This is a genomic window from Delftia sp. K82 (assembly GCF_002193035.1).
Lineage (GTDB): Bacteria > Pseudomonadota > Gammaproteobacteria > Burkholderiales > Burkholderiaceae_C > Comamonas > Comamonas acidovorans.
The window spans coordinates 1584830-1604586 of record NZ_MYFL01000001.1 but is presented as its reverse complement, the minus strand read 5'-3'; the positions used below and the strand labels follow the sequence as shown (position 1 = coordinate 1604586).

Sequence of the window (19757 nt, the reverse complement as noted above, 5' to 3'; positions counted from 1 at the left end):
GATGCTTACCCGTTGGACTACCGAATCCGAGAAAGAGCAACTGCTCGGACTGCAGACCGCTGAAATCCTGGACTTGAACGCCAGAAAGGAATTCCAGCGCATCACCCAGCTCACCAGCCGCATGTTCATGGCTCCGATTGCCATCATCACGGTTCTGGACGAGCACAGGCAATGGTTCAAGGCACCGGTGGGTGTGGATATGGATGGCAGCCTCCGCACGGATGCCTTCTGTGACCACACCATCAGAAACGAAGGAATCATGGTGATTCCCGATACGCACCTGGACAGCAGATTTTCAGAAAATCCCCTGGTCACCCATAAGCCCAATATCAGGTTCTATGCAGGTGTGCCTTTGATAATGGAATCCGGCCACGCCATCGGCAGCCTGTGCATCATCGATACCCAGCCCAGGACATTCTCCGAAGAGCAAGGCCAGCAACTGCAAGCCATGGCCGCCATCGTTCAGGCTCAACTCCAATACCATCACAGAATTGGAAAAACAAACGAAGTCACGGGCCTGCCAAATCGCACGCAACTCAAGCTGGACCTGAAGAGCCTTTGCATTCTGGCCCCGGGAGCGGCACGCGGTCTGGTATTGATGGAGGTGCTCAACCACGCCAGCCTGCTGGAAATGAGCAATGCGCTGGGCTTGAACTATGTCGAGCAGCTCATGCGTGACATTGCCAAGGCAGTCACGGACATGACGGGGCCGCACGCAACCGTCTACCACGTGGGCCTGGCCAGGTTTGCCTGGGTGATCAGCGCCGGCAGGCAAGAAGATGAGGAGGCATTGGTCAACCAATTGCTGGAGTACCTGCAAAAACCCATCACCAGCGCCGATCTGCGGTTTGAACTTCAACCCAGGGCAGGCGTGGTGCGGTTCTACCTGAACCAGGACGAGGTGGACGATGTCATTCGCAAGGCGATGGTGTCCGTGCAGCAGGCCGGATACAACGCACGATCATTTCACCGCTATGAGGAGAACGAGGACAGTCTCCAGCAAAGATCCTATCGGCTCCTGCGGGACTTCGGGCATGCGCTGGGCAATGGGCAGCTGCGGCTGGTGTACCAGCCCAAATTCGACAACCACAGTTTCAGCTGCAAGGGGCTGGAGGCCCTCATACGCTGGAAGCATCCACAAATGGGAGAAATCCCACCCAGCGAATTCATCCCCCTGGTTGAAGCCACGCCGTTGATCCACAGCCTGACACGGTTCGTGATCAAAACGGCGCTGGCGCAGGTGGCGGCCTGGAAAGCCGAGAAACTCGATCTTCAGGTCTCCATCAACATCTCCCCGCGCAATCTGGATGAGGTCGATTTTCCGGACTACCTGAACGCCATGTGCAACCAGCACGGCGTTCCGCTGAAAAACATCGTGATCGAGTGCACAGAAAGCGATGTGCTGACAGGCCAGGGCACGGTTCAGGCGCTTCAACACATCAGGAAACTCGGCATAAAGGTTGCACTGGATGATTTTGGCGCCGCATATTCCAATCTTGCATCGCTCAAGAATCTGCCTGCCGAGATATTGAAGATAGACCGGTCCATGGTCTGCGACATCGATACCAATGACCGGGCCCTGTCCGTATTGAAATCCATCATGACCATGGCCTCGGATCTTGGCTATCGCCTGGTGGCAGAGGGTGTTGACAGCGCCGAAGTCTTTGATTTACTGGTTTCCCTGGGTTTCGATGAAATACAGGGCTACTATTTCAGCAGGCCCATTGAAGCGTCGGAAATCAGGAAATTCGTTGAAGAGCGCAACCGGTACGCCAACGGAAAATAGCGGCAGCCACGAAGATACGAATCATTTCCAGAGAGCCGCATGCCGATGGGGGCATAGGCCCCGGTCACGCCCTGCGCTCCTAGAATCACGCATCCCTTGGGGAGTAGCCTGCTTGCAACCTGCAAGCGCCTGCGTCAACACACTCGGCATCCTGCATGCTGTGGCGCAGGCATCCGTTCTTCGGTTGGCGAGACCATCGGCATTTCACCGCGACACAGGTCACAAGGTCGGGCGGCGGTGAAGTGCCGTTGTGCGCTTGCCCGGCCGTGAAGAACCCCTCCCAGATGAACGCCGCATCCATCCTGCTCCTGGCCTTTGCCATGTCCACCGACGCCTTTGCCGCTGCCGTGGGCAAGGGCTCCGCCCTGCTCAAGCCCCGCTGGTCCGAAGCCCTGCGCACAGGCGCCATATTCGGCGTCATCGAAGCCCTGACGCCGCTGGCCGGCTGGGCGCTGGGCTATGCGGCTTCCGACTACGTCAAGGCATGGGACCACTGGATTGCCTTCGTGCTGCTGCTGGTGCTGGGCGGCCGCATGCTGCTGGGCGCCCTCAAGGCCGCTGACGGCGAAGAAGAGGCCAAGCCCGCCCGGCACGGCTTCTGGCTGCTGGTGGCCACCGGATTCGCCACCAGCATCGACGCCATGGCCGTGGGCGTGGGCCTGGCCTTCCTGGATGTGAGCATCACCGCCGTGGCCCTGGCCATCGGTTTTGCCACCTTCGCCATGGTGACCCTGGGCGTCATGGTCGGCCGCCTGCTGGGCAGCATTGCGGGCCGCTGGGCGGAGGCCGTTGGCGGTGTGCTGCTGATCGGCATCGGCTCGGTGATTCTGTATGAGCATCTGAGCGCCATCTGATTGGGGGCCTGCACCCCGCCAGCGCACGGTTGCGGGAGCTTGTAGGCAGGCTCCTCGCCGCGCCGCTCGATTGGCTGACAGGCCTTTGCTTGCTTTTCCGATCTCCGTGCGCTTGGGCAGCGCTCCTAATGAGGGCTTCAAATTTTGTTTTCCAGGAGTTCTCTATGACAGGTCACAAGACGCTGAAGATGGGTTTGATCGCCGCCGCACTGATCGCAGGCGCAGCCTCCACCAGCTGGGCCCAGCCCGTGGCGGGCACCACCACGCTGGGCGTGGCAGCCACTGAAGTCCAGGCCGTGGCCACGGGCTGGAGCCTGAAGAAGTCCGTGCTGGGCAAGAGCGTCTACAACGAGGAAGGCAAGGCCGTGGGCAAGATCGACGATGTGATCGTCGCACCCGACAAGGCCGTGTCGTACGCCATCATCGGCGCAGGCGGCTTCCTGGGCATGGGCAAGCATGACGTGGCCATTCCCGTGAACCAGTTCCGCGTAGAAAACAACAAGATCACCCTGCCCGGCGCCACCAAGGACGCGCTGAAGGCGCTGCCCAAGTTCGAATACGCGAAGAAGTAAGCCAGGCGCGCCCTGTCCCCTCATTCACAAGCCCTGCACTGCAGGGCTTTTTCGTGGGCGCGTGGCTGGCAGCCAGGCAAGCGTCCAGGGTGGCCGTGGAAGGCAATATGATCGCGGCGGATCAGATTCATACAAAAAATCCACGAGCAAATGAAAATACTCTTCGCCGCGTCATTGGGAATATCGTTGGTCATTCAGGCATCGCCCTCCTTTGCGGACAACAGCAATGGGAAGCAGCTCTATTCATCGAGATGCGCCATGTGCCACGGGGCAGACGCCAGGGGCACGGGCCCGCTGGCCAACAAGAGCAACCCTCCCACGCCCGACCTGACGACCGCCGCCTTCAGAAAAAGGCTGCATGATTATCCGGGCGTGATTGTCTCGTCCGTCATTCTTCGCCCGAATGGAGATTTGATTCCCCGGACCTTGCGGGAAAACGGCGTGAAAGTACCGCCCCATGCCTGGACGGTGAAGGATTTTCGTGACCTGAATGAGTATTTCAGTGGCCTGATCACGAAGAAATAAATTCAAATTGCGATTTCCTGCCTGTGCACATGCTCGCGCACTGCATCGACCAGGATGCGCGCAAGGCGGTCCACGGGCTCCGGGGCATCCAGCGCGGCGCGGCCCAGGATCAGGTCCATGGACGGCAGGGCCGGCAGGCCAAGGGCCTGCGCATCCAGCGGCCTGACGTGGGCGGGCAGGCCGAACGGCGTGCGCACGGACAGGCCCAGGCCGGCCGCCGTGGCGGCCCAGACGGCGGTCAGGCTGGCGCTGTTGAAGGCGTGCCGCCAGGCCAGGCCCTTTTTGTCCAGGGCGGCCGTCACGATGTCCCGCAGAGGGCAAGGCGCCTCAAGCATGGCCAGGGGCAGCGCCTCATCGCCCTGCGCCCCGCCGTTGAGGCCGCGCGCCCAGCCGGCCTCGGCCGCATCCAGCGATGCCGGGCCAATCCACTGAAGCGGCAGCCGCATGATGTGCTCGCCATGCACGCAGGCATGGTTCATGCCCACATCCCAGAGCAGCGCCAGGTCGAACTGGCCCAGGGCCATGCGTTCGCGCAGTTCATCGCTGCGGGCCACGCTGGCCTCGATGCGCACGTGCGGGTGAGCACGTGCGAACTGCCCCAGCACATGGGGCAGCACGCTTTCGCCCAAGTCTTCCTGCAGGCCCAGGCGCACCAGGCCGCGCAGCTCGCTGCCGCGCACGGCCGCCACGGCGCGGTCGTTGAGTTCCAGCAGGCGCAGCGCGTAGCCGCGCAAGGTTTCCCCCGCCTCCGTCAGCACCAGCCCCCGGCCGGACTTGCGCAGCAAGGGCGTGCCGCATTGGGACTCCAGCTTTTTGAGCTGGGCACTGACGGCGGATGTGGAACGGCCCAGCCGGTCCGCCGCCCGGGCAAAGCTGCCCAGTTCGACGCCGGTGCAAAAGGTGCGCAGCACATCCAGGTCATAGAGAACGCGTGTCATTGCCAAGCCCTCAATCGTGCTGAAAAAATGGATTGTAGATACGAAATTATGTGATTTTCAGGATGGTTGAGGCCCAACATACTGCCGCCCATGACCTCCTCTTCTCCTGCACCCAGCGCCGATCCGGGCCCCCTCCTGCCCTTGCCCTCCCCGCCCCGTCACCGATGGAAGGTGCTGGCGGCAGGCGTCATCGCCAATGCCGCGTTTTCCGTGGCTTTCAGCGGGATTCCCATGACGGCCATCCTCATGCGTTCGGGCTACCAGCTGGACACCCGGACGCTGGGCCTGGCGCTGGGGCTGATGGGCCTGGGCATTGCGCTCAGTGAATTGCCCTGGGGATTGCTGACGGACCGCTGGGGTGACCGGCCGGTGCTGCTGCTCGGCCTGTGCGGCACGGCCGTGGCCCTGGCGGCCATGGCGCTATGGGCTTCGCCATCGCCGGCCCATATCCCGCCGTTTGGCTTGCTGGCTGGCGGCCTGGTGCTGGTGGGGCTGCTGGGCGGCAGCGTGAACGGCGCCAGCGGCCGGGCAGTCATGGGCTGGTTTGCCGAAGGCGAGCGCGGCCTGGCCATGAGCATCCGCCAGACCGCCGTGCCGCTGGGTGGCGCCATCGGCGCGCCCTTGCTGACCGGCCTGGCCACGCATGCAGGCTTTGCCGCCGTCTATGGCGTGCTGGCTGCGCTGTGCCTTGGGGCTGCCGCATTCGCCGCGCTGTGGATTCAGGAGCCGCCGCAGTCACCGCTTCGAAGCAAAGCCGCCGCGCCGCACCACGCCGGAACCGACACACCCGGCCCATTGCGCGATCTGCAGGCCTGGCGCATGGCCGCCGGCATCGGCATCCTGTGCGCCCCGCAGTTCGCCGTGCTGTCCTTCGGTACGGTGTTCCTGCATGACTATGCCCAGTTGGGGCTGGGCGCGGCAGCGGCCGTCATGTCGGTCGTGCAACTGGCTTCCATGGCCTTGCGGATCTGGAGCGGCCGCTGGACCGACAGGCACCGGAACAGGCCTGCCTTTCTGCGCGCCTGCTGCCAGCTCACCCTGGCGCTGTTCGCGGGCCTTGCGGTCCTGAGCTGGGCCGGCCACCCGGCCGGGTCTGCTGCAATGGGTGCGGCTCTCATGGTGATGCTGGGCATCTGCGGCATCTGCGTGTCCGCCTGGCATGGCGTGGCCTACACGCAGCTGGCCGGGCTGGCCGGTGCAGCCCGCGCGGGCACGGCGCTGGGCATGGCCAATACCTCCGTGTTCGCGGTCTGCTTTCTGGTGCCCCTGGCCATACCGCATCTGCTGTCGGCCCAGGGCTGGGGGCTGGTCTGGGCCTGTGCGGCGGCCTGCGCGGGCTGGGCCATGCAGCTGTTTGCACGGGCCGGTGCCATTCGCAACGCCACGGCCGCGAAGCCCCCCCAATTGCACGAGAATGTTGGCTGTCTTCCCCCTCCGACCTCCCCCCGATCATGACCATCGCCCACTGGCTTGTTTTCTGCGGCGTCTCGCTGTTGATGTGCTTCACCCCCGGCCCCGCCGTGTTGCTGGCCATCTCCAACTCGGTGGACGTGGGCGCAAGGCGAACGGCACTGAGCTCGCTGGGCAGCTCGGTAGGCATCTTTGTGGTGTCCGGGCTGGCGATGATCGGCATGGGGACCATCCTCGCCATGTCGGCCCATGCATTTCTGGTCATGAAGGTGGCGGGCGCCATGTACCTGATCTGGCTGGGCGTCAAGCGCTGGCGCAGCAAGGACGGCTTGCTGGGCAGCGATGCGGGCCTGGCCCCCACCCAGCGGCGCGAGCGCAAGAACTGGCAACTGGTGGCCCAGGGCATGGGCGTGTCGCTGACCAATCCCAAGGCCATCCTGTTCTTCTCGGCGCTGTTTCCCCAGTTTGTCGTCCCGGGCGAGCCGCTGCTCACGCAGTACCTGGTGCTGACCACCACCTTCGCGGTCTGTGCCCTGATCTCGCACGCCTGCTACGTGCTGCTCATCTCCCTGATCAAGGGCCACCTGGTGGCACACGCCAAGCTGTTCAACCGCATCGTGGGCGGCACCTTCATCGCGCTGGGTGTGGGACTGCTCAGGACACGGCACAAGCTGGGCTGAGTGCGTGCGCAGCCCCTACTCGCAATTGCTCGCAAGGGCTGGCCCGCTGCTACTCACCCTCTTCGAACAAGACAGCGGCGTAGTCCATTGCGCCGTGCAGGATGTGAAGAATGATGGTCCGCTCTTCTTGCTCGGCCACGCGGTAGAAGATCAGATAGTTGCCATGCACGCGCCGACGAATGCCGTGGCCTTCATACCGGGGTACCAGCGGAAAAGCGAATGGCCTGCGTGCCAGGGCTTCGCACTTGTCACGCAACTCCTGCACGAATGACAGTGCGCGGCGCGGATTGTCCTGAGCTATGTAGTCAGCGATGTGCTCCAGGTCGCATTCCGCATTGCCCGTGAATTCAACAATCATGCGGACTGGTTGTTCTTTTCGGCCTGTTCGGCCATTGCGCGGTATTTGGCTTCCAGTCTGTCGAACACAGCGCCAGCTGGCTTGGTGCGCCCCGCGTCCGCATCAGCCAATCCGCGCCTGATGGACGCGTCAAGCGCAGTCAGCCTGGTTTCCCTGTCCTGCACCAGCCGAACCCCCTCACGCAACACTTCGCTCTTGGATCCGTACCGCCCGGTGTCGACAAGCTGCTGGACATAGCCTTCGAGTTGCTTGCCCAAATCTGCAGAAATCATGCTGCGCCCTCCTCGTGGGGTTTGAAACTGCAACAAAGCCTAGCGCATTTATCAACAGTTATCAAATCAATACATTGCTGCCGATGTGCCATACCAGCCCTGAAACGCTGCGTATGCAAGAGGATGAGGCGAATGCAAGCCCGCCCCCAGCGCCGGCCACGCCCGCCACGCCCAAAACGGGCGGGCGGCACGGCCGCAGATGCCAGGCTCAGTTCGCCCGCGCATCCCTCACCACGAAATGCTCCACATGCGGTGCCTGCGCAAAGTACGGGCCGATGATGGCGCGCCACTGCGCGAAGGCGGGTGACTCGCGAAAGCCCACGGTGTGGTCTTCCAGGGTCTCCCAGTTCACCTGCAGCACGTAGCGGCCGGGCGTTTCCATGCAGGCAAGAATGCTGTGCCCACGGTATCCAACGGCCTTGGACAGCACGTCGGCCACGGCCTGGGTCAGGGCCTGGCCGAATTCCTCGTGCCTGGCGGGATCGACCCTCAGTTCGGCAATTTCAACAATCATGGATATCTCCTGGAGAGGCGGCTCGATGTCGGCGCGGGAGGGCGGCCGAGGGCATCGCTCCTGGTTGAGAGACTGGATGCGCGCAGGGCTGCGCGCATCCGGAGACTTGGAATATTGCAGAACTTGAGGATTCCTGCCCAGGGGATGCGCGCCCCGGGCAGGCGCCTTACTGCCCGGCCTGCTAAGGGATCAGCAGCAGCTTGCCCACGCTCTGGCCCGATTCCATGCGCCGGTGCGCCTGCGCGGCCTCGGCCAGCGGGTAGGTGCTGTCGATCACCGGGCGGATGGTGCCGGCCGCCAGCGCGGGCAGCCAGCGCTGGGCGAAGCGCTGGACCATGGCCTGCTTGACTTCGGACGGGCGCGACTTCATCACCGTCCCGAAGATCCGCAGGTGCTTGTACAGCAGCACATCCATGGGCACGGCCGCCGCCAGCGCGCCGCCCAGCAGGCCCACGCAGACCATGCGCCCGCCCATGCCCAGCGAGCGCATATTGCGCTCCAGGTAGGGGGCGCCAATGAAATCGACCACCACGTCCACGCCCTTGCCGCCCGTCCTGTCGGCCACCACGGCCTGGAAGTCTTCGCTGCGGTAGTCGATGAACACATCGGCGCCAAGGCCCGTGACGGCGTCCCGCTTGTCGCCGCTGGCCGTGGCAAACACGCGCGCGCCGGCCGCATGCGCCAGTTGCACGGCCGCCGAGCCCACGCCGCTGCCCGCCGCGTGGATCAGCACCGATTCGCCGGGCTGCAGGCTGGCCAGGTGGAACAGCGCCTCATGCGCAGTCACGAAGACTTCGGCCACCGCGCCGGCGTCGATCAGCGACAGGCTCTCGGGCACATGCATGGCCATGCGATGGTCAATGCGCGACAGCTCGGCATAGGCGCCGCCGCCCACGATGCCCATGACGCGGTCGCCCACGGCAAAGCCCTGCACCTGCGCGCCCACCTCCACCACGGTGCCGGCGATCTCCAGGCCCATGAGGTCGGATTCGCCAAAGTGGGCGCGGCCATAGGCGCCCTTGCGGTGGGATACATCGGCACGGTTCACGCCAATCGCGGCGTTGCGCACCAGAAGGTCATGGGGCCGGACTTCGGGCCGGGCCACGTCGCGGGCCACGAGCACTTCGGGGCCGCCGAAGTCGTCGAAAACAATGGCTTGCATGCTTGTGCTGTCTTTCATTGCGCAATGAGTATTCAAAAAAGGGTTGAAGGTCCGATACCCAAAGCTTACGACTGCTCCAAGCCGCTCAAACGCAGCGATTTCGCTCTACAGTGCTGCAAATCTGCATCACCAAAACCGCCATGAACTGGGATGACACCCGCATCTTCCTCGCGCTGACGCGCACGCCCTCCCTGCGCGCCGCCGCGCGCAGCCTGGGCGTGGACCAGGCCACTGTGGGCCGGCGCCTGAACGCGCTGGAAGCCGAGCTGGGCAGCAAGCTGTTTTTGCGCGCCAGGGATGGCTACCTGCTCACCGCCGCTGGCGAGGCCGCGCTGGGCGCCGCGCGGCGCATGGAAGGCGCGGCGCTGGACCTGCGCACGCGCATCGAGGGGCTGGACGACAGCCCGGCCGGCCTGGTGCGAGTGACCAGCACCGACTCGATCGCCACCGAATTCCTGCTGCCCGCCATAGAGCGCCTGCAGCAGCGCTGGCCCGGCATCCGCGTGGATCTGGAGGTGTCCACGCACATGCTGAACCTGGGCCGCCGCCAGGCCGATATCGCGTTTCGCAACGTTCGCCCCGAGGCACCCGAGTTGGTGGTGCGCCGCGTGGTCGCCTGGCCCGTGGGACTGTTTGCGAGCGCTGCCTACGTGGCGCGCTTTGGCCAGCCTTCGGCAGAGGACGAGTTGCGCGGCCACCACCTCGTGGTCTATGGCCCCTTTCTGGAGCAGCGGCCCGTTCCCACCATGGTCGATGTGCCCGCGCGCCAGGCCCGGATCGCCATGGCCGCCAACTCCAGCCTGCTGGTGCGCAAGGCCGTGGCGGCCGGCATCGGCCTGGGCGAAATGCCCGTGAGCATGGGCGAGCGCGAAGGCCTGCTGCGCATCTGGCCCCAGCGCCAGCGCTCGGACGACTACGAGGTCTGGCAGGTCATGCACCCCGACCTGCAGCGCACGGCCCGGGTGCGCGTCACGGCCGAGTTCCTGGCCCAGGCGCTGGGCCAGACGATCAGCCCTGCTCCAGCAGCACCCGGATGAGGAGGTGCGGCTGCAGCGGCTTTTCCAGATAGTGGTCAAAGCCTGCCTGCAGCGCCTGGGTGCGGTCCTGCTCCCGGGCGAAGGCGCTGAGCGCCACGATCTTCACCTGTCTTGTTCCGCCAAAGTGCGCGGCCTCCGCTTCGCGCAGGGCCTTGACCAGCTGGAACCCGTCCTTTCCCGGCAGCCCTATGTCGCTGACGATGAGGCTGGGCCACTGCGCCTGGACCAGGGCCATGGCCTGGTCGAAGTTCTCGGCACTCCTGACGGTCGCGCCCTGGTCGGTCAGCACCACTTTCAGCATTTCGCTGGTGTCCGCATTGTCTTCAACGATGACGATGTCCTTGCCTTCCAGGGATTCGCCATTTTCAAGATGCACATTCATCGGGTCGGCCTGGGAGGCGCTTGCCTCGTGCAGCGGAATCTCCACCCGCATGGTGACGCCAAGGCCCACGCCTTCGCTGTGGGCACGCACGGTGCCCCCATGCAGCTCCACCAGGTGCTTGACGATGGACAGCCCCAACCCCAGGCCGGAATGCCCACGGGTGGCGGGGGCGGAGGCCTGCGAGAAGCGCTCGAAGACATGGGGAAGAAATTCAGGCGCGATGCCCACGCCCTCGTCCGCCACGCTCATCACCAGGCTTTCGTCCCTGATTTCAAGGCCCACCTTCACCACGCTGCGCGCATTGGAGAACTTGATGGCGTTGGAGACCAGGTTCCACAGGATTTGCTGGAATCGCGTGACATCGATCCACGCCATGATGTCATCGGACGGCGCCTCGAACTGCAGGGTAATGTTCTTGTCGGCGGCGTTGTCGCGCAACGGCTCCAGGCTTTGCACGGCCAATGAGCAGACATTGACCTCCTCGCGGTGCAGATTGAGTTTTCCCGTCGTCAGGCGCGAGATATCCAGAATGTCCGCAATGATGCGACTTTGTGCCTTCACGCCTTTCTCGATGGCATCTATGCCCTTCTTGAGCATGGCCTCGCTGAGGTTGGCGCGCTTGAGCAAATGCGTGCCCCCGTTGAGCAGGGACAGCGGGGTGCGCAGTTCATGCGAGAGCACGGCGACAAAATCATCCTTGGTGCGGCTGATGCGCTCTGCGGCCACGCGCGCCGCCTGCTCCTGCTCCAGCATCTGCTGGCGCTGCCTCTCGAACTCCAGCGACTCCGTCAGGTCCTGGGCCACAGCCAGGCGGATGCCGGGCTCGATGGGATCGGAGAACTTCCAGGAGATCAGGCGCTCCTGCCCGTCTGCCGGGAGGATGGGGAACTCGCCGCGCCAGGACTTTTCGGGGTCTTCGGCCAATTGCTGCGCAGCTTTTTCCCGAACGGCCTGCGGAACAAAGCCGGTCAGCGGCTTGCCCGCCAGGTCGTCAATGCCGCGCTGCAGCAGTGCCTGCGCCTGGGAGTTGGCATCGCTGATCAGACCGTCGGCGCTGACCAGCATCATGGCCGCCGGCGCCTGGTCATAGATGGCGCGAAAGCGTGACTCGCTGCGGCGCAGCCCGTCTTCCGCCAGGCGTGCGCGGATCAGGGCATGCAGCGTGGCAATCAGCAGCTGCGGCTCCACGGGGTGCACCATGTAGGCGTCGGCCCCGGCGTTGAGGCCCGCCACCTGGTGGTTGCTTTGCACATACTCGGCCGACAGGTGCACCACGGGAATCAGGCTGGTATGCCGCGCACCGCGGATGGTGCGGCATACGTCAAAGCCCGAGATATCGGGCAAGTGCACATCCAGCACCACGGCTGCCACGCCGGTCTCCGACAGGGCAATGGCCTTTTCCCCGGTTTCCGCCTCGACCGTCTGGAATCCCGCCGCCCTGATGACCCGTGCCGTGGAGTAGCGCGTGGCAGGGTTGTCGTCAACGACAAGAATGGTGTGCAGGCTTCGGTCGAATGAGGGAAGAATCATTCCAGTCGTGTTCTTGGGCATGATGTTCCTGTTGTTTTTGATGGGATGAAGACCGGCTTGGCCGTATCAGGCCTTCAGATCCTTGGTATCGACCGGAAGATGCGCGGGAACGATCACGGAAAAGGTCGAGCCTTCGCCCAGGGCGCTTTGCACTTCCACCCAGCCCCCCAGAAGCTGTGCCAGCTGCTTGGACAGGGCCAGGCCCAGGCCCGTGCCCCGCAGGCGCTTCTGGATGGGTGAATCGACCTGGGTGAAGTCATTGAAAATCGCGTCGTGGAATTCCGAGGCGATGCCTATGCCGGTATCCGCCACCGAGAATTTCACCAGCATGTCCCCCACCAGTTCTGCCGACACCTTGATCTCACCCTGCGGCGTAAATTTCAGTGCATTGGAGATGAAGTTTCTGAGGATCTGCGAGAGCTTGCGGTTGTCGGTGTAGAAGCGCGGCAGATCACCGGGCTCTTCGAACACCAGGCTCAACTCCACGTTGTCCGCCATGGCCTTGAACATGCCGCGCAAGGCAGCAAACAAATCCATCATCTCGAACCAGCCCGGCGAGATTTCCAGGCGGCCCGCCTCGATCTTGGCCAGGTCGAGCAGGTCGTTGACCATCTCGGAAAACTCGGCGGCGGTTTCCTGGATGAAGCCGACCTGCCGGGTCTGCTCGGTGGTGAGCGGTCCATCCACATGGTCCAGCAGCAGGCGCGCATTGCTGCGGATGGCGCCTATGGGCGTGCGGAACTCATGGCTCATGTAGGAGAGGAAATGGCTCTTGAGTTCGGTGGCCTTGCGCAGCTTCTCGGCCTGCACATCCAGCTCGCCGTAGAGCGCGACCACGCCGCGATTGGTCTCGTCCAGCTCCTCGCGCAAGGACCTGACCTCGGCGCGGCACAGTTCCAGTTCAGCTTTGAGATCGTCTTCGTTCATTGCTCTTCCTCGGCCTTGAGGACGACCACGGTGGCGTCATCCCTGCTGCGGGTGTTGTGCCAGAGAAGGCAGGCGGCCAGCAGGCCGGGGTCCCTGCCCAGCAGGCCCGCATAGTCCTCATGCTTCCAGCGGGCGGACACGCCGTCGGAGTGCAGCACCAGAACGCCATGGTCAAGGCTGGAGCAGTCGGCCACCCTGGGCCGCGAGATCTGTACACCTGCCGTGCCGTGCTGGCTGCTCAGGGAAAGGCTGGCCACGCCATTGAAAAGCCTGCCAATGATGTTTCCCGCACCGCAGCTGTGCACGGCCTGTGCGCCGAAGCGCACCGCCAAAAGGGCCGCCCCGCGCGTGCCGCGCAGCGCTGCATGGGCCTGGGCCACGAACTCCTCCAGCGGCATGGCGGCATCGGCACCGCCGCTCCGGTTCTCGTTCCCATTCCCGTTCTGCGACGCAAAGACATCAACCGCCGCACGGGCCGCCTCGCCCGCCAGCGGTCCATGGCCCAGGCCATCGGCCACCAGCACCTCGGCCAGCCCCGCACCCGACCTGACCGCCCAGGCGTCGCCGCTGATGGTCTCGGGCGCAACGGCCAGGCAAACGGCGCCCATGCGCAGCGACAGTGCCGACGGCGCCCTGCGGCCTTCGCGCAGCCGCGCCAGGCTCACCGTGCCGGTGGCTTCGGATACGACAAAGAAGTCGTCGGCCACCCTGGAGATGGCCCCCAGGCCCGTGCCCGGCGAGCCCGAGCCGGTGCTCACCCCGTCCTGCATGGCGGTGGCAATGTCCTCGATGCCCGGGCCGCGGTCGACACAGATGATTTCGATGTCGTGCAGGGGCGGCCGCGCGGCTATCCAGATTTCAGCGTCCCGGGCATGCCGCACCAGGTTGGTGGCCAGCTCGGTCGCCACCAGCGCAGAACGGCCCATGTCCTCGTCGCCCCAGCCCATGTCGGAGGCCAGTGCAACCACATGGCGCCTGACCTCGCCCACACGGCTCGCATCGCCTATTGGAAATGAACGATGGGTCCAGCCCCGGATTACTTCCACTTGGTGATACTCACTCGTGTGCCCTGGCCCAGCTCGGTTTCTATCTTGAAATCATTCACCAGCCGCTTGCTTCCCGGCAGGCCCAGGCCCATTCCCGTGCCGGTGGTGAAGCCATCGGTCATGGCCATTTTCAGATCCTTGATTCCGGGTCCTGTGTCTTCAAAAATCAATTGCAAGGCCTGTTTTCCATTGACTTCGATGATGGCCCAGTTCATGTGGCCACCTTTTCCATGAATCAGCGTATTGCGGGACAGCTCGCTTGCAGCGGTAATCATCTTTGTCTGATCGACCAGCGAGAACTTCAGCATCTGGCAAAGCGAGCGCACCGTTTGGCGCGTGGCAACAATCTGCTGCTCGTTTTGTAACGGCATTTGGCCGCTGCGATCATGTTCCAAGGGTGGCTCCCGACTGCTGGGCCCGCAAAAGGGCCATTCCCCTCTCGACGGTCATCGCCGTCCTGACCCCGCCAAGGGACAGGCCCAACTCCACCAGGGTGATTGCAACGGCAGGCTGCATGCCCACCACGACGGTGGCGGCAGACAGGATGCGGGCAATGCCCGAGATGGTCACCAGCATGCGCCCGACGAAGGAGTCCACCACCTCCAGCGCCGAGATATCGATCATGACGCCGCTGGCGCCCGTGCTCGCGATGCGCTCGGCCAGGTCGTCCTGGAGCGCCAGCGCCGTCTGGTCCTGCATGTCGATCTGGATGGAAACCAGCAGCACATCGCCCATGCGCAGGATTGGAATGCGGTCCATGGATGGCTCACTCCTGTGTCTGGCGGGTGATGCGCCAGCCGGTCTTGCCCATGGCCAGCTTGAGCGCCTCGGCCAGCGTGGCCTTGGTGGTGATGTCGCGCATGTCGATGCCCAGGTGCACGATGGTCTGGGCAATCTGGGGCCGGATGCCGCTGATGATGCATTCCGCGCCCATCAGGCGAATGGCCGTCACGGTGCGCAGCAGGTGCTGGGCCACCAGCGTGTCCACCGTGGGCACGCCGGTGATGTCGATGATGGCCAGCTCCGACTCGGTCGACACCAGGCTTTGCAGCAGGGATTCCATGACCACCTGGGTGCGGTTGCTGTCCAGCGTGCCGATCAGCGGAATGGCCAGCACCCCCTCCCACAGCTTGACGACGGGGGTGGACAGCTCCAGCAATTCTTCCTGCTGGCGGATGATGATCTCCTCGCGTGCCTGCTGGAAGCTGCTGACCGTGTGCTGGGCCATGTTGTCCACCAGCACGGTGGCTTTCCAGATTTCCTGGATGGCCGCAGCAGGATCGCCCGACAGCCCGCGCTGGATGTGCTCGAACAGCGGCTTTTTCAGCGACAGGATGAACTGGCTGGTTTCACCGGCACGCTGGCCCTGGGCGGCGCGGGTGCGGGACAGCTCGGCCAGCAGGCGCCGCGCGGGATTCCAGCCCTCGTCCGAAAACCTTTGCGGATCGGCGCCGGAGGCGAAGGCGCCCACAATGGCGTTGATAATCCCGCGCGCTTCTTTTTCAGCATTCTTTCCAAGCGTGGAATCACCCACGCTGGCCTGGGCCATCCAATCATGGATCAAGGCATCAATATCATTTTGGAGTGTTTGCTGGATAATTCCGGTCATAGATATTTGCTGGATTTCAAATAAATTATTCGTTGAGGCTGCCAGGGAACTGCATTGGTGAAAATACAGCTGGTGTACCAACCATATTTTTCTACAGATTATTCACTGATGCCCTCGCCACGCGAGACACAATTTGTAATATCAAATGGCATCTTCCTGTAAGGGTTTTTCGACAGATGCATGTCCGCCAAGCCGCCACCTGGTCAGCAAGCCCCAGGTCAGCAAGCTCCCGGTACGCAGCCACGGGGGACGTGGGCACGCCGGTTCCGCCCTTCCTGGAGGGCGGAACCGGCACCGGAAGCAGCCCGCAACCCGTGTGCTCACAGGTTTTTTCATCCGTCAAACTGCGCAATACATGCCCTTGGAAAATCCCAAGGGCATTTCACACCTGCGCGCGGCAAGGCCATACACTGCCCAGCCTTTCTGAAATACGCCATGCCTGATATTGACCATGCAAACAACGCCTTCCACAAAAACCATCGTCAATCAGATTTTTGATGAGGACCGTTTGTCGGAGCTATTGAAACAAGAAGCCTCTGATGGCCTGGGTTTCGAGCAATGCGAATTCGATGGATTGAATCTCTATCAACTCGATTTGCAGGGTGCGCAATTTGTGGAGTGCAGTTTTGCCGACACCTGCTTTGAAAGCTGCCAACTGGCCGGCACCCGCTGGCTGCATTGCAAGGCGGGCCGCGCCGATTTTCGGCTGGCAAACCTGACGGATGCCCTGTTTTGCCAGAGCGACCTGAACAACACCAACTGGGAATTGGCCAAGCTGGCCTCAGCGCGCTTTCTTGAAGTCAAGCTGACCGGCGCCAGGTTTGGCGGAGCGCAAACCCTGGGCATTGATTTTCATGAGTCCCTGCTGATTGGTGCCGATCTGCGCGGCATGTCCTTCCGCAAGAAAACGCTGGAGGGCCTGAACTTCAGCGATGCCGATCTGGCCGGCTGCGACTTCCGCGATGCCGTTTTCCACAAGGCAAGCCTGCGCGATGCCCATCTCAAGAATGCCCGGTTCGATGGCGCGGACCTGCGCTCCGCGGACTTGCGCGGCTTGACGATTGCCTCGCTCAGCCAGCATTTCAAGGGCAGCCTGATCTCGCATGAGCAGGCTGCCGAGTTGGTGGGCGGGCTGGGCGTGCGCGTGATGTGAAGTCGAGGCGGGTGCGCCGCCACCGCCATCCGCACTCAGTAAACGATGTCGTGCTCGTACAGCAGCCTGGAGATGTCCTTGGGCACAAAGCCTGTCAGCAGCGAGTTCTCGTCCAGCAGATTGATGAACTCCCCCACCGTGCAGGACTTGGAGTGGTCAATGATGAAGTCCAGGAACTCCTCGCTGACGCGGTCACCGTCCTGCTCGAAGGACCAGCTGTGCTCCTGGCCGCCCGATTGAAAGCGCAGCGTGACGGTGTCGCCCTCCATGCCGGATTCGATGCCCTCATAGCCGATGGCGCCACCGCAAGCCTTGGCGAAGCGCTTGAGCAGGGCCACGTAGTCTTCGTCGGCCTCGTTGTCTTCGCCAATGCCGCCATCGAACAATTTGACCTGGGCGGCCTTGGTGTGCTGGCGCAGTGCCGCCATCAAGGCGTACTCGTCCTCGATGGAGGCGATGTCGAAATCCGCAGGCACGATGCCGTGCGTCTTCATGGCGGAGGCAATCACGGCGACAGGGTTCTGGCTCTGGGTCATGGTGGTGTCTGAAAGGGTTGCGGGATCGGAGACGGTGCCGATGATAGGCACAGCCTGTGCCTGCGCACTGGACATCTTGTCCGGTGGCATCCGGCTTGCGCCTTCAGTCTGTGGAGGCGGGCCTGCGCCTGTCCTTGCGCAGCATGTCCAGATAGAGCGCTTCCACCTTCTCGCGCGCCCAGGGCGTCTTGCGCAGGAATTTGAGGCTGGAGCTGACGCTGGGGTCCAGCGTGAAGCAGCGCACCGGAACCTGCCGTGCCAGGGCGGGCCAGCCATAGCGGGCCTCCAGGGCACAGACGATGGCTTCAAGCGTGACGCCGTGCAGCGGATTGCGGGGCTGAGCGGCGGGGGACGGAGTTTCTTGCATGGGGTGATTCTCCCTTGTGATGGCAGGACCTAAAGCCTGGCGGCGCGGTGCACGCGCTGGTGCCGAAGTTGGCAGCGGCAGGACAGGTCCCGCAGAAACGGGGCCGCGCCGGCACTGTGCGAGCGCGGAAAAATTTGTAAACACATGAAACCAAAGAAGAAGTTTCTGTAGCATTCACAGCGTCCCTGCCTCTTCTTCGAACCCGCTTCCATGCCTGCCCTGTCCCTTCGCCAGAAACTGCTGGCTCCGCTGGTTTTCTGCCTGCTGGCGCTGCTTGCGCTGACCCTGTTCAACGCCTACCAGGCACGCAGCAAGGCCTATGAGGCCCGGCAGCAGGCGCTGCGGGACTTTGTCGATTCGGCGGACAGCCTGATTGCCGCCATTGCGGCAGAGGCCAAGGCCGGCAAGCTGCCTGAAGAAGACGCCAAGGCCACGGCCATTGCCCGCGTGGGGCAGCTGCGCTATGCCGGTGGTGCGGGCTACATCACCAGCATCACGACGGATTCCGTGGTGCTGAACAACCCCGCAAGCCCGGGCATCAACGGCAAGAACATGGCCGGCTTCCAGGACGCCAAGGGCAGCTACCTCTACCGCAGCATTGCCGCCGTGGGCGCTTCTGCCCAGGGCAACGGCTACCTCACCTACTGGTGGCCCCGTCCCGGCGCGAAGGAGGCCAGCGAGAAGCTGGCCTATGCCAAGCGATCCACTTCCTGGAACTGGGACCTGATCGCGGGTGACTATGTGGACGACATCCAGCAGGCCTTCATCGCCACTATCATCAAGTCGGTGGCGGCGCTGGCGGTGCTGGGCGCACTGCTGTCGTTGATCGCCTGGATGGCCACGCGCAGCGTGCTCCAGGCCATCGGCGGAGAGCCGGCCGTGGCGGCAGCGATCGCCAACCGCATCGCCGCCGGGGATCTGTCGCAAACCGGGCTGGAGGGGGCTTCGCACGCACCGGAAGGCAGCGTGATCGCGGCGGTGCAGCGCATGAGCGAGCAGCTGCGCCAACTGGTGACGCGCATCCATGACACGGCGGGCATCATCCACCGCTCGGCCGGCGAGATTGCCACGGGCAGCCTGGACCTGTCGCAGCGCACGGAGCAGCAGGCCAGCTCGCTGGAGGAAACGGCGGCGTCCATGGAGCAGTTGACCGCCACCGTGCACCAGAACGCGGAAAACGCGCAGCAGGCAAGCCAGATCGCCTCGGGCGCCTGCGCGGTGGCCGAGCGCGGCGGCACCGTGGTGGACCAGGTGGTGAGCACGATGGGCGAGATCAATACCTCGTCGCGCCGCGTGGTGGACATCATCGGCGTGATCGACGGCATCGCCTTCCAGACCAACATCCTCGCGCTGAACGCGGCCGTGGAGGCTGCCCGTGCTGGCGACCAGGGGCGCGGCTTCGCGGTCGTGGCGGGCGAGGTGCGCACCCTGGCGCAGCGCAGCGCCTCGGCCGCGCGCGAGATCAAGACGCTGATCCAGGCCTCGGTGGAGCGTGTGGATGCCGGCGCCACCCTGGTGGACCAGGCCGGGCAGACCATGCGCGAAGTGGTCACCACGGTGCACAATATCACAGGCATCGTGACCGAGATCGCCTCGGCCAGCCGCGAGCAAAGCAGCGGCATCGAGCAGGTGGGCCATGCCGTGACCGACATGGACCGCGTGACCCAGCAGAACGCCGCACTGGTGGAGCAGTCCTCGGCCGCCACGCAGGTGCTGCAGCAGGAGTCGGAGAAGCTCTCCCGCCTGACGGCATCGTTCAAACTCTAGGCTTCGCTTCCCTTCTCTTTTCAGACATGATCACCTGCTACCTGCGCTACATCATCGACCCGTTCAAGGCCAAGGAATTCGAGGAGTACGGCAAGACCTGGATTCCGCTGGTCGAGAAATTCGGCGGCAAGCACCACGGCTACTTCCTGCCGTCCGAAGGCGCCAACAATGTGGCGCTGGCCATGTTCAGCTTCCCCAGCATGGCGCTGTACGAGGAGTACCGCATCAAGTCCATGCAGGACCCCGAGTGCCAGGCCGCCTTCCGCTACGCGGAGGACACGCGCTGCATCCTGAGCTACGAGCGCAGCTTCATGCGCCCGGTGTTCGGCTGA

Annotated in this window: 23 protein-coding genes and 1 riboswitch; of the genes, 10 read left to right on the top strand and 13 right to left on the bottom strand. The window is 63.8% G+C overall.

What is annotated here, in order from left to right:
- Position 1 precedes the first annotated feature (1 nt).
- From KDK82_RS06940 to KDK82_RS06925, 4 genes are all read left to right on the top strand, one after another.
- Complete coding sequence (locus tag KDK82_RS06940) at positions 2-1786, top strand: bifunctional diguanylate cyclase/phosphodiesterase (RefSeq protein WP_088164376.1); 1785 nt, start codon at positions 2-4, stop codon at positions 1784-1786.
- An 86-nt stretch (positions 1787-1872) separates the two neighbouring features.
- Positions 1873-2053: riboswitch (yybP-ykoY riboswitch) on the top strand.
- 17 nt (positions 2054-2070) lie between these two features.
- Complete coding sequence (mntP, locus tag KDK82_RS06935; RefSeq protein ID WP_088164375.1) at positions 2071-2640, top strand: manganese efflux pump MntP; 570 nt, start codon at positions 2071-2073, stop codon at positions 2638-2640.
- Positions 2641-2804: 164 nt separating this feature from the next.
- On the top strand, positions 2805-3212 hold the full coding sequence (locus KDK82_RS06930; RefSeq protein ID WP_034395775.1) for a PRC-barrel domain-containing protein: 408 nt from the start codon (positions 2805-2807) through the stop codon (positions 3210-3212).
- 150 nt (positions 3213-3362) lie between these two features.
- Entirely contained in the window at positions 3363-3737 is a 375-nt protein-coding gene (locus tag KDK82_RS06925) for a cytochrome c (protein ID WP_034395772.1), read from the top strand.
- A gap of 2 nt (positions 3738-3739) precedes the next feature.
- Here KDK82_RS06925 and KDK82_RS06920 read toward each other — a convergent pair whose 3' ends face one another.
- Entirely contained in the window at positions 3740-4675 is a 936-nt protein-coding gene (locus KDK82_RS06920; RefSeq protein ID WP_088164374.1) for a LysR substrate-binding domain-containing protein, read from the bottom strand.
- Between the two features lie 90 nt (positions 4676-4765).
- On the opposite strand from KDK82_RS06920, the gene KDK82_RS06915 reads away from it, so the two are divergent.
- Together KDK82_RS06915 and KDK82_RS06910 are read left to right on the top strand one after the other, a co-directional pair.
- Complete coding sequence (locus KDK82_RS06915) at positions 4766-6130, top strand: MFS transporter (protein WP_088164373.1); 1365 nt, start codon at positions 4766-4768, stop codon at positions 6128-6130.
- Entirely contained in the window at positions 6127-6765 is a 639-nt protein-coding gene (locus KDK82_RS06910) for a LysE family translocator (RefSeq protein WP_088164372.1), read from the top strand. Before KDK82_RS06915 ends, KDK82_RS06910 begins: the two co-directional genes overlap by 4 nt.
- Positions 6766-6814: 49 nt before the next feature.
- On the opposite strand, the gene KDK82_RS06905 is transcribed toward KDK82_RS06910, so the two are convergent.
- The 4 genes from KDK82_RS06905 to KDK82_RS06890 form a co-directional block, all read right to left on the bottom strand.
- Positions 6815-7123 (bottom strand): type II toxin-antitoxin system RelE/ParE family toxin, encoded by a 309-nt coding sequence (locus tag KDK82_RS06905; protein WP_013801863.1) that lies wholly within the window; start codon positions 7121-7123, stop codon positions 6815-6817.
- Positions 7120-7395 (bottom strand): type II toxin-antitoxin system ParD family antitoxin, encoded by a 276-nt coding sequence (locus KDK82_RS06900; protein ID WP_088164371.1) that lies wholly within the window; start codon positions 7393-7395, stop codon positions 7120-7122. The genes KDK82_RS06905 and KDK82_RS06900 overlap by 4 nt, the downstream gene beginning before the upstream one ends.
- Positions 7396-7603: 208 nt before the next feature.
- Positions 7604-7909, bottom strand: a complete 306-nt coding sequence (locus KDK82_RS06895) for an antibiotic biosynthesis monooxygenase (RefSeq protein ID WP_088164370.1) — start codon at positions 7907-7909, stop codon at positions 7604-7606.
- Between the two features lie 181 nt (positions 7910-8090).
- Positions 8091-9071, bottom strand: a complete 981-nt coding sequence (locus tag KDK82_RS06890) for an NAD(P)H-quinone oxidoreductase (protein ID WP_088165446.1) — start codon at positions 9069-9071, stop codon at positions 8091-8093.
- Positions 9072-9211: 140 nt separating this feature from the next.
- Here KDK82_RS06890 and KDK82_RS06885 point away from each other — a divergent pair, with 140 nt between their 5' ends.
- Positions 9212-10108, top strand: a complete 897-nt coding sequence (locus KDK82_RS06885; RefSeq protein WP_034398816.1) for a LysR family transcriptional regulator — start codon at positions 9212-9214, stop codon at positions 10106-10108.
- Here KDK82_RS06885 and KDK82_RS06880 read toward each other — a convergent pair.
- The 6 genes from KDK82_RS06880 to KDK82_RS06855 are packed head-to-tail and all read right to left on the bottom strand — an operon-like array spanning position 10080 to position 15602.
- Positions 10080-12041 carry a response regulator gene (locus KDK82_RS06880; protein ID WP_088164369.1) on the bottom strand — a complete coding sequence of 654 codons (1962 nt, stop codon included), beginning with the start codon at positions 12039-12041 and terminating at the stop codon, positions 10080-10082. The two genes, KDK82_RS06885 and KDK82_RS06880, sit on opposite strands and share 29 nt — an antisense overlap.
- 45 nt (positions 12042-12086) lie before the next feature.
- Entirely contained in the window at positions 12087-12947 is an 861-nt protein-coding gene (locus tag KDK82_RS06875; RefSeq protein WP_013801857.1) for a sensor histidine kinase KdpD, read from the bottom strand.
- Complete coding sequence (locus KDK82_RS06870) at positions 12944-13936, bottom strand: ATP-binding protein (protein WP_256974403.1); 993 nt, start codon at positions 13934-13936, stop codon at positions 12944-12946. Before KDK82_RS06870 ends, KDK82_RS06875 begins: the two co-directional genes overlap by 4 nt.
- Before the next feature lie 47 nt (positions 13937-13983).
- The gene (locus KDK82_RS06865; protein ID WP_080736943.1) at positions 13984-14388 is read right to left on the bottom strand and encodes an anti-sigma regulatory factor; all 405 of its coding nucleotides are present in this window, start codon (positions 14386-14388) and stop codon (positions 13984-13986) included.
- A complete protein-coding gene (locus KDK82_RS06860) occupies positions 14378-14752 on the bottom strand; it encodes an STAS domain-containing protein (protein WP_012206213.1) in 375 nt (124 codons plus the stop codon). The genes KDK82_RS06865 and KDK82_RS06860 overlap by 11 nt, the downstream gene beginning before the upstream one ends.
- Before the next feature lie 7 nt (positions 14753-14759).
- Positions 14760-15602 carry an STAS domain-containing protein gene (locus tag KDK82_RS06855; protein ID WP_013801854.1) on the bottom strand — a complete coding sequence of 281 codons (843 nt, stop codon included), beginning with the start codon at positions 15600-15602 and terminating at the stop codon, positions 14760-14762.
- A 451-nt stretch (positions 15603-16053) separates the two neighbouring features.
- Here KDK82_RS06855 and KDK82_RS06850 point away from each other — a divergent pair, with 451 nt between their 5' ends.
- Complete coding sequence (locus tag KDK82_RS06850) at positions 16054-16755, top strand: pentapeptide repeat-containing protein (protein WP_013801853.1); 702 nt, start codon at positions 16054-16056, stop codon at positions 16753-16755.
- 35 nt (positions 16756-16790) lie between these two features.
- On the opposite strand, the gene KDK82_RS06845 is transcribed toward KDK82_RS06850, so the two are convergent.
- Together KDK82_RS06845 and KDK82_RS06840 are read right to left on the bottom strand one after the other, a co-directional pair.
- Entirely contained in the window at positions 16791-17291 is a 501-nt protein-coding gene (locus tag KDK82_RS06845; RefSeq protein ID WP_088164367.1) for a hypothetical protein, read from the bottom strand.
- A 103-nt stretch (positions 17292-17394) separates the two neighbouring features.
- A complete protein-coding gene (locus KDK82_RS06840; RefSeq protein WP_088164366.1) occupies positions 17395-17658 on the bottom strand; it encodes a VF530 family DNA-binding protein in 264 nt (87 codons plus the stop codon).
- A gap of 210 nt (positions 17659-17868) precedes the next feature.
- Between KDK82_RS06840 and KDK82_RS06835 the strand changes: the two genes are divergently transcribed.
- Both KDK82_RS06835 and KDK82_RS06830 read left to right on the top strand, forming a co-directional pair.
- Positions 17869-19425 carry a methyl-accepting chemotaxis protein gene (locus KDK82_RS06835; RefSeq protein WP_088164365.1) on the top strand — a complete coding sequence of 519 codons (1557 nt, stop codon included), beginning with the start codon at positions 17869-17871 and terminating at the stop codon, positions 19423-19425.
- 26 nt (positions 19426-19451) lie between these two features.
- Complete coding sequence (locus KDK82_RS06830) at positions 19452-19757, top strand: NIPSNAP family protein (protein ID WP_012206218.1); 306 nt, start codon at positions 19452-19454, stop codon at positions 19755-19757.

Coding starts and splice junctions, on each gene's coding strand:
- KDK82_RS06940 (WP_088164376.1), top strand. CDS start 2: ATGCTTACCCGTTGGACTACCGAATCCGAGAAAGAGCAACTGCTCGGA.
- mntP (WP_088164375.1), top strand. CDS start 2,071: ATGAACGCCGCATCCATCCTGCTCCTGGCCTTTGCCATGTCCACCGAC.
- KDK82_RS06930 (WP_034395775.1), top strand. CDS start 2,805: ATGACAGGTCACAAGACGCTGAAGATGGGTTTGATCGCCGCCGCACTG.
- KDK82_RS06925 (WP_034395772.1), top strand. CDS start 3,363: ATGAAAATACTCTTCGCCGCGTCATTGGGAATATCGTTGGTCATTCAG.
- KDK82_RS06920 (WP_088164374.1), bottom strand. CDS start 4,675: ATGACACGCGTTCTCTATGACCTGGATGTGCTGCGCACCTTTTGCACC.
- KDK82_RS06915 (WP_088164373.1), top strand. CDS start 4,766: ATGACCTCCTCTTCTCCTGCACCCAGCGCCGATCCGGGCCCCCTCCTG.
- KDK82_RS06910 (WP_088164372.1), top strand. CDS start 6,127: ATGACCATCGCCCACTGGCTTGTTTTCTGCGGCGTCTCGCTGTTGATG.
- KDK82_RS06905 (WP_013801863.1), bottom strand. CDS start 7,123: ATGATTGTTGAATTCACGGGCAATGCGGAATGCGACCTGGAGCACATC.
- KDK82_RS06900 (WP_088164371.1), bottom strand. CDS start 7,395: ATGATTTCTGCAGATTTGGGCAAGCAACTCGAAGGCTATGTCCAGCAG.
- KDK82_RS06895 (WP_088164370.1), bottom strand. CDS start 7,909: ATGATTGTTGAAATTGCCGAACTGAGGGTCGATCCCGCCAGGCACGAG.
- KDK82_RS06890 (WP_088165446.1), bottom strand. CDS start 9,071: ATGCAAGCCATTGTTTTCGACGACTTCGGCGGCCCCGAAGTGCTCGTG.
- KDK82_RS06885 (WP_034398816.1), top strand. CDS start 9,212: ATGAACTGGGATGACACCCGCATCTTCCTCGCGCTGACGCGCACGCCC.
- KDK82_RS06880 (WP_088164369.1), bottom strand. CDS start 12,041: ATGCCCAAGAACACGACTGGAATGATTCTTCCCTCATTCGACCGAAGC.
- KDK82_RS06875 (WP_013801857.1), bottom strand. CDS start 12,947: ATGAACGAAGACGATCTCAAAGCTGAACTGGAACTGTGCCGCGCCGAG.
- KDK82_RS06860 (WP_012206213.1), bottom strand. CDS start 14,752: ATGGACCGCATTCCAATCCTGCGCATGGGCGATGTGCTGCTGGTTTCC.
- KDK82_RS06855 (WP_013801854.1), bottom strand. CDS start 15,602: ATGACCGGAATTATCCAGCAAACACTCCAAAATGATATTGATGCCTTG.
- KDK82_RS06850 (WP_013801853.1), top strand. CDS start 16,054: ATGCAAACAACGCCTTCCACAAAAACCATCGTCAATCAGATTTTTGAT.
- KDK82_RS06845 (WP_088164367.1), bottom strand. CDS start 17,291: ATGACCCAGAGCCAGAACCCTGTCGCCGTGATTGCCTCCGCCATGAAG.
- KDK82_RS06840 (WP_088164366.1), bottom strand. CDS start 17,658: ATGCAAGAAACTCCGTCCCCCGCCGCTCAGCCCCGCAATCCGCTGCAC.
- KDK82_RS06835 (WP_088164365.1), top strand. CDS start 17,869: ATGCCTGCCCTGTCCCTTCGCCAGAAACTGCTGGCTCCGCTGGTTTTC.
- KDK82_RS06830 (WP_012206218.1), top strand. CDS start 19,452: ATGATCACCTGCTACCTGCGCTACATCATCGACCCGTTCAAGGCCAAG.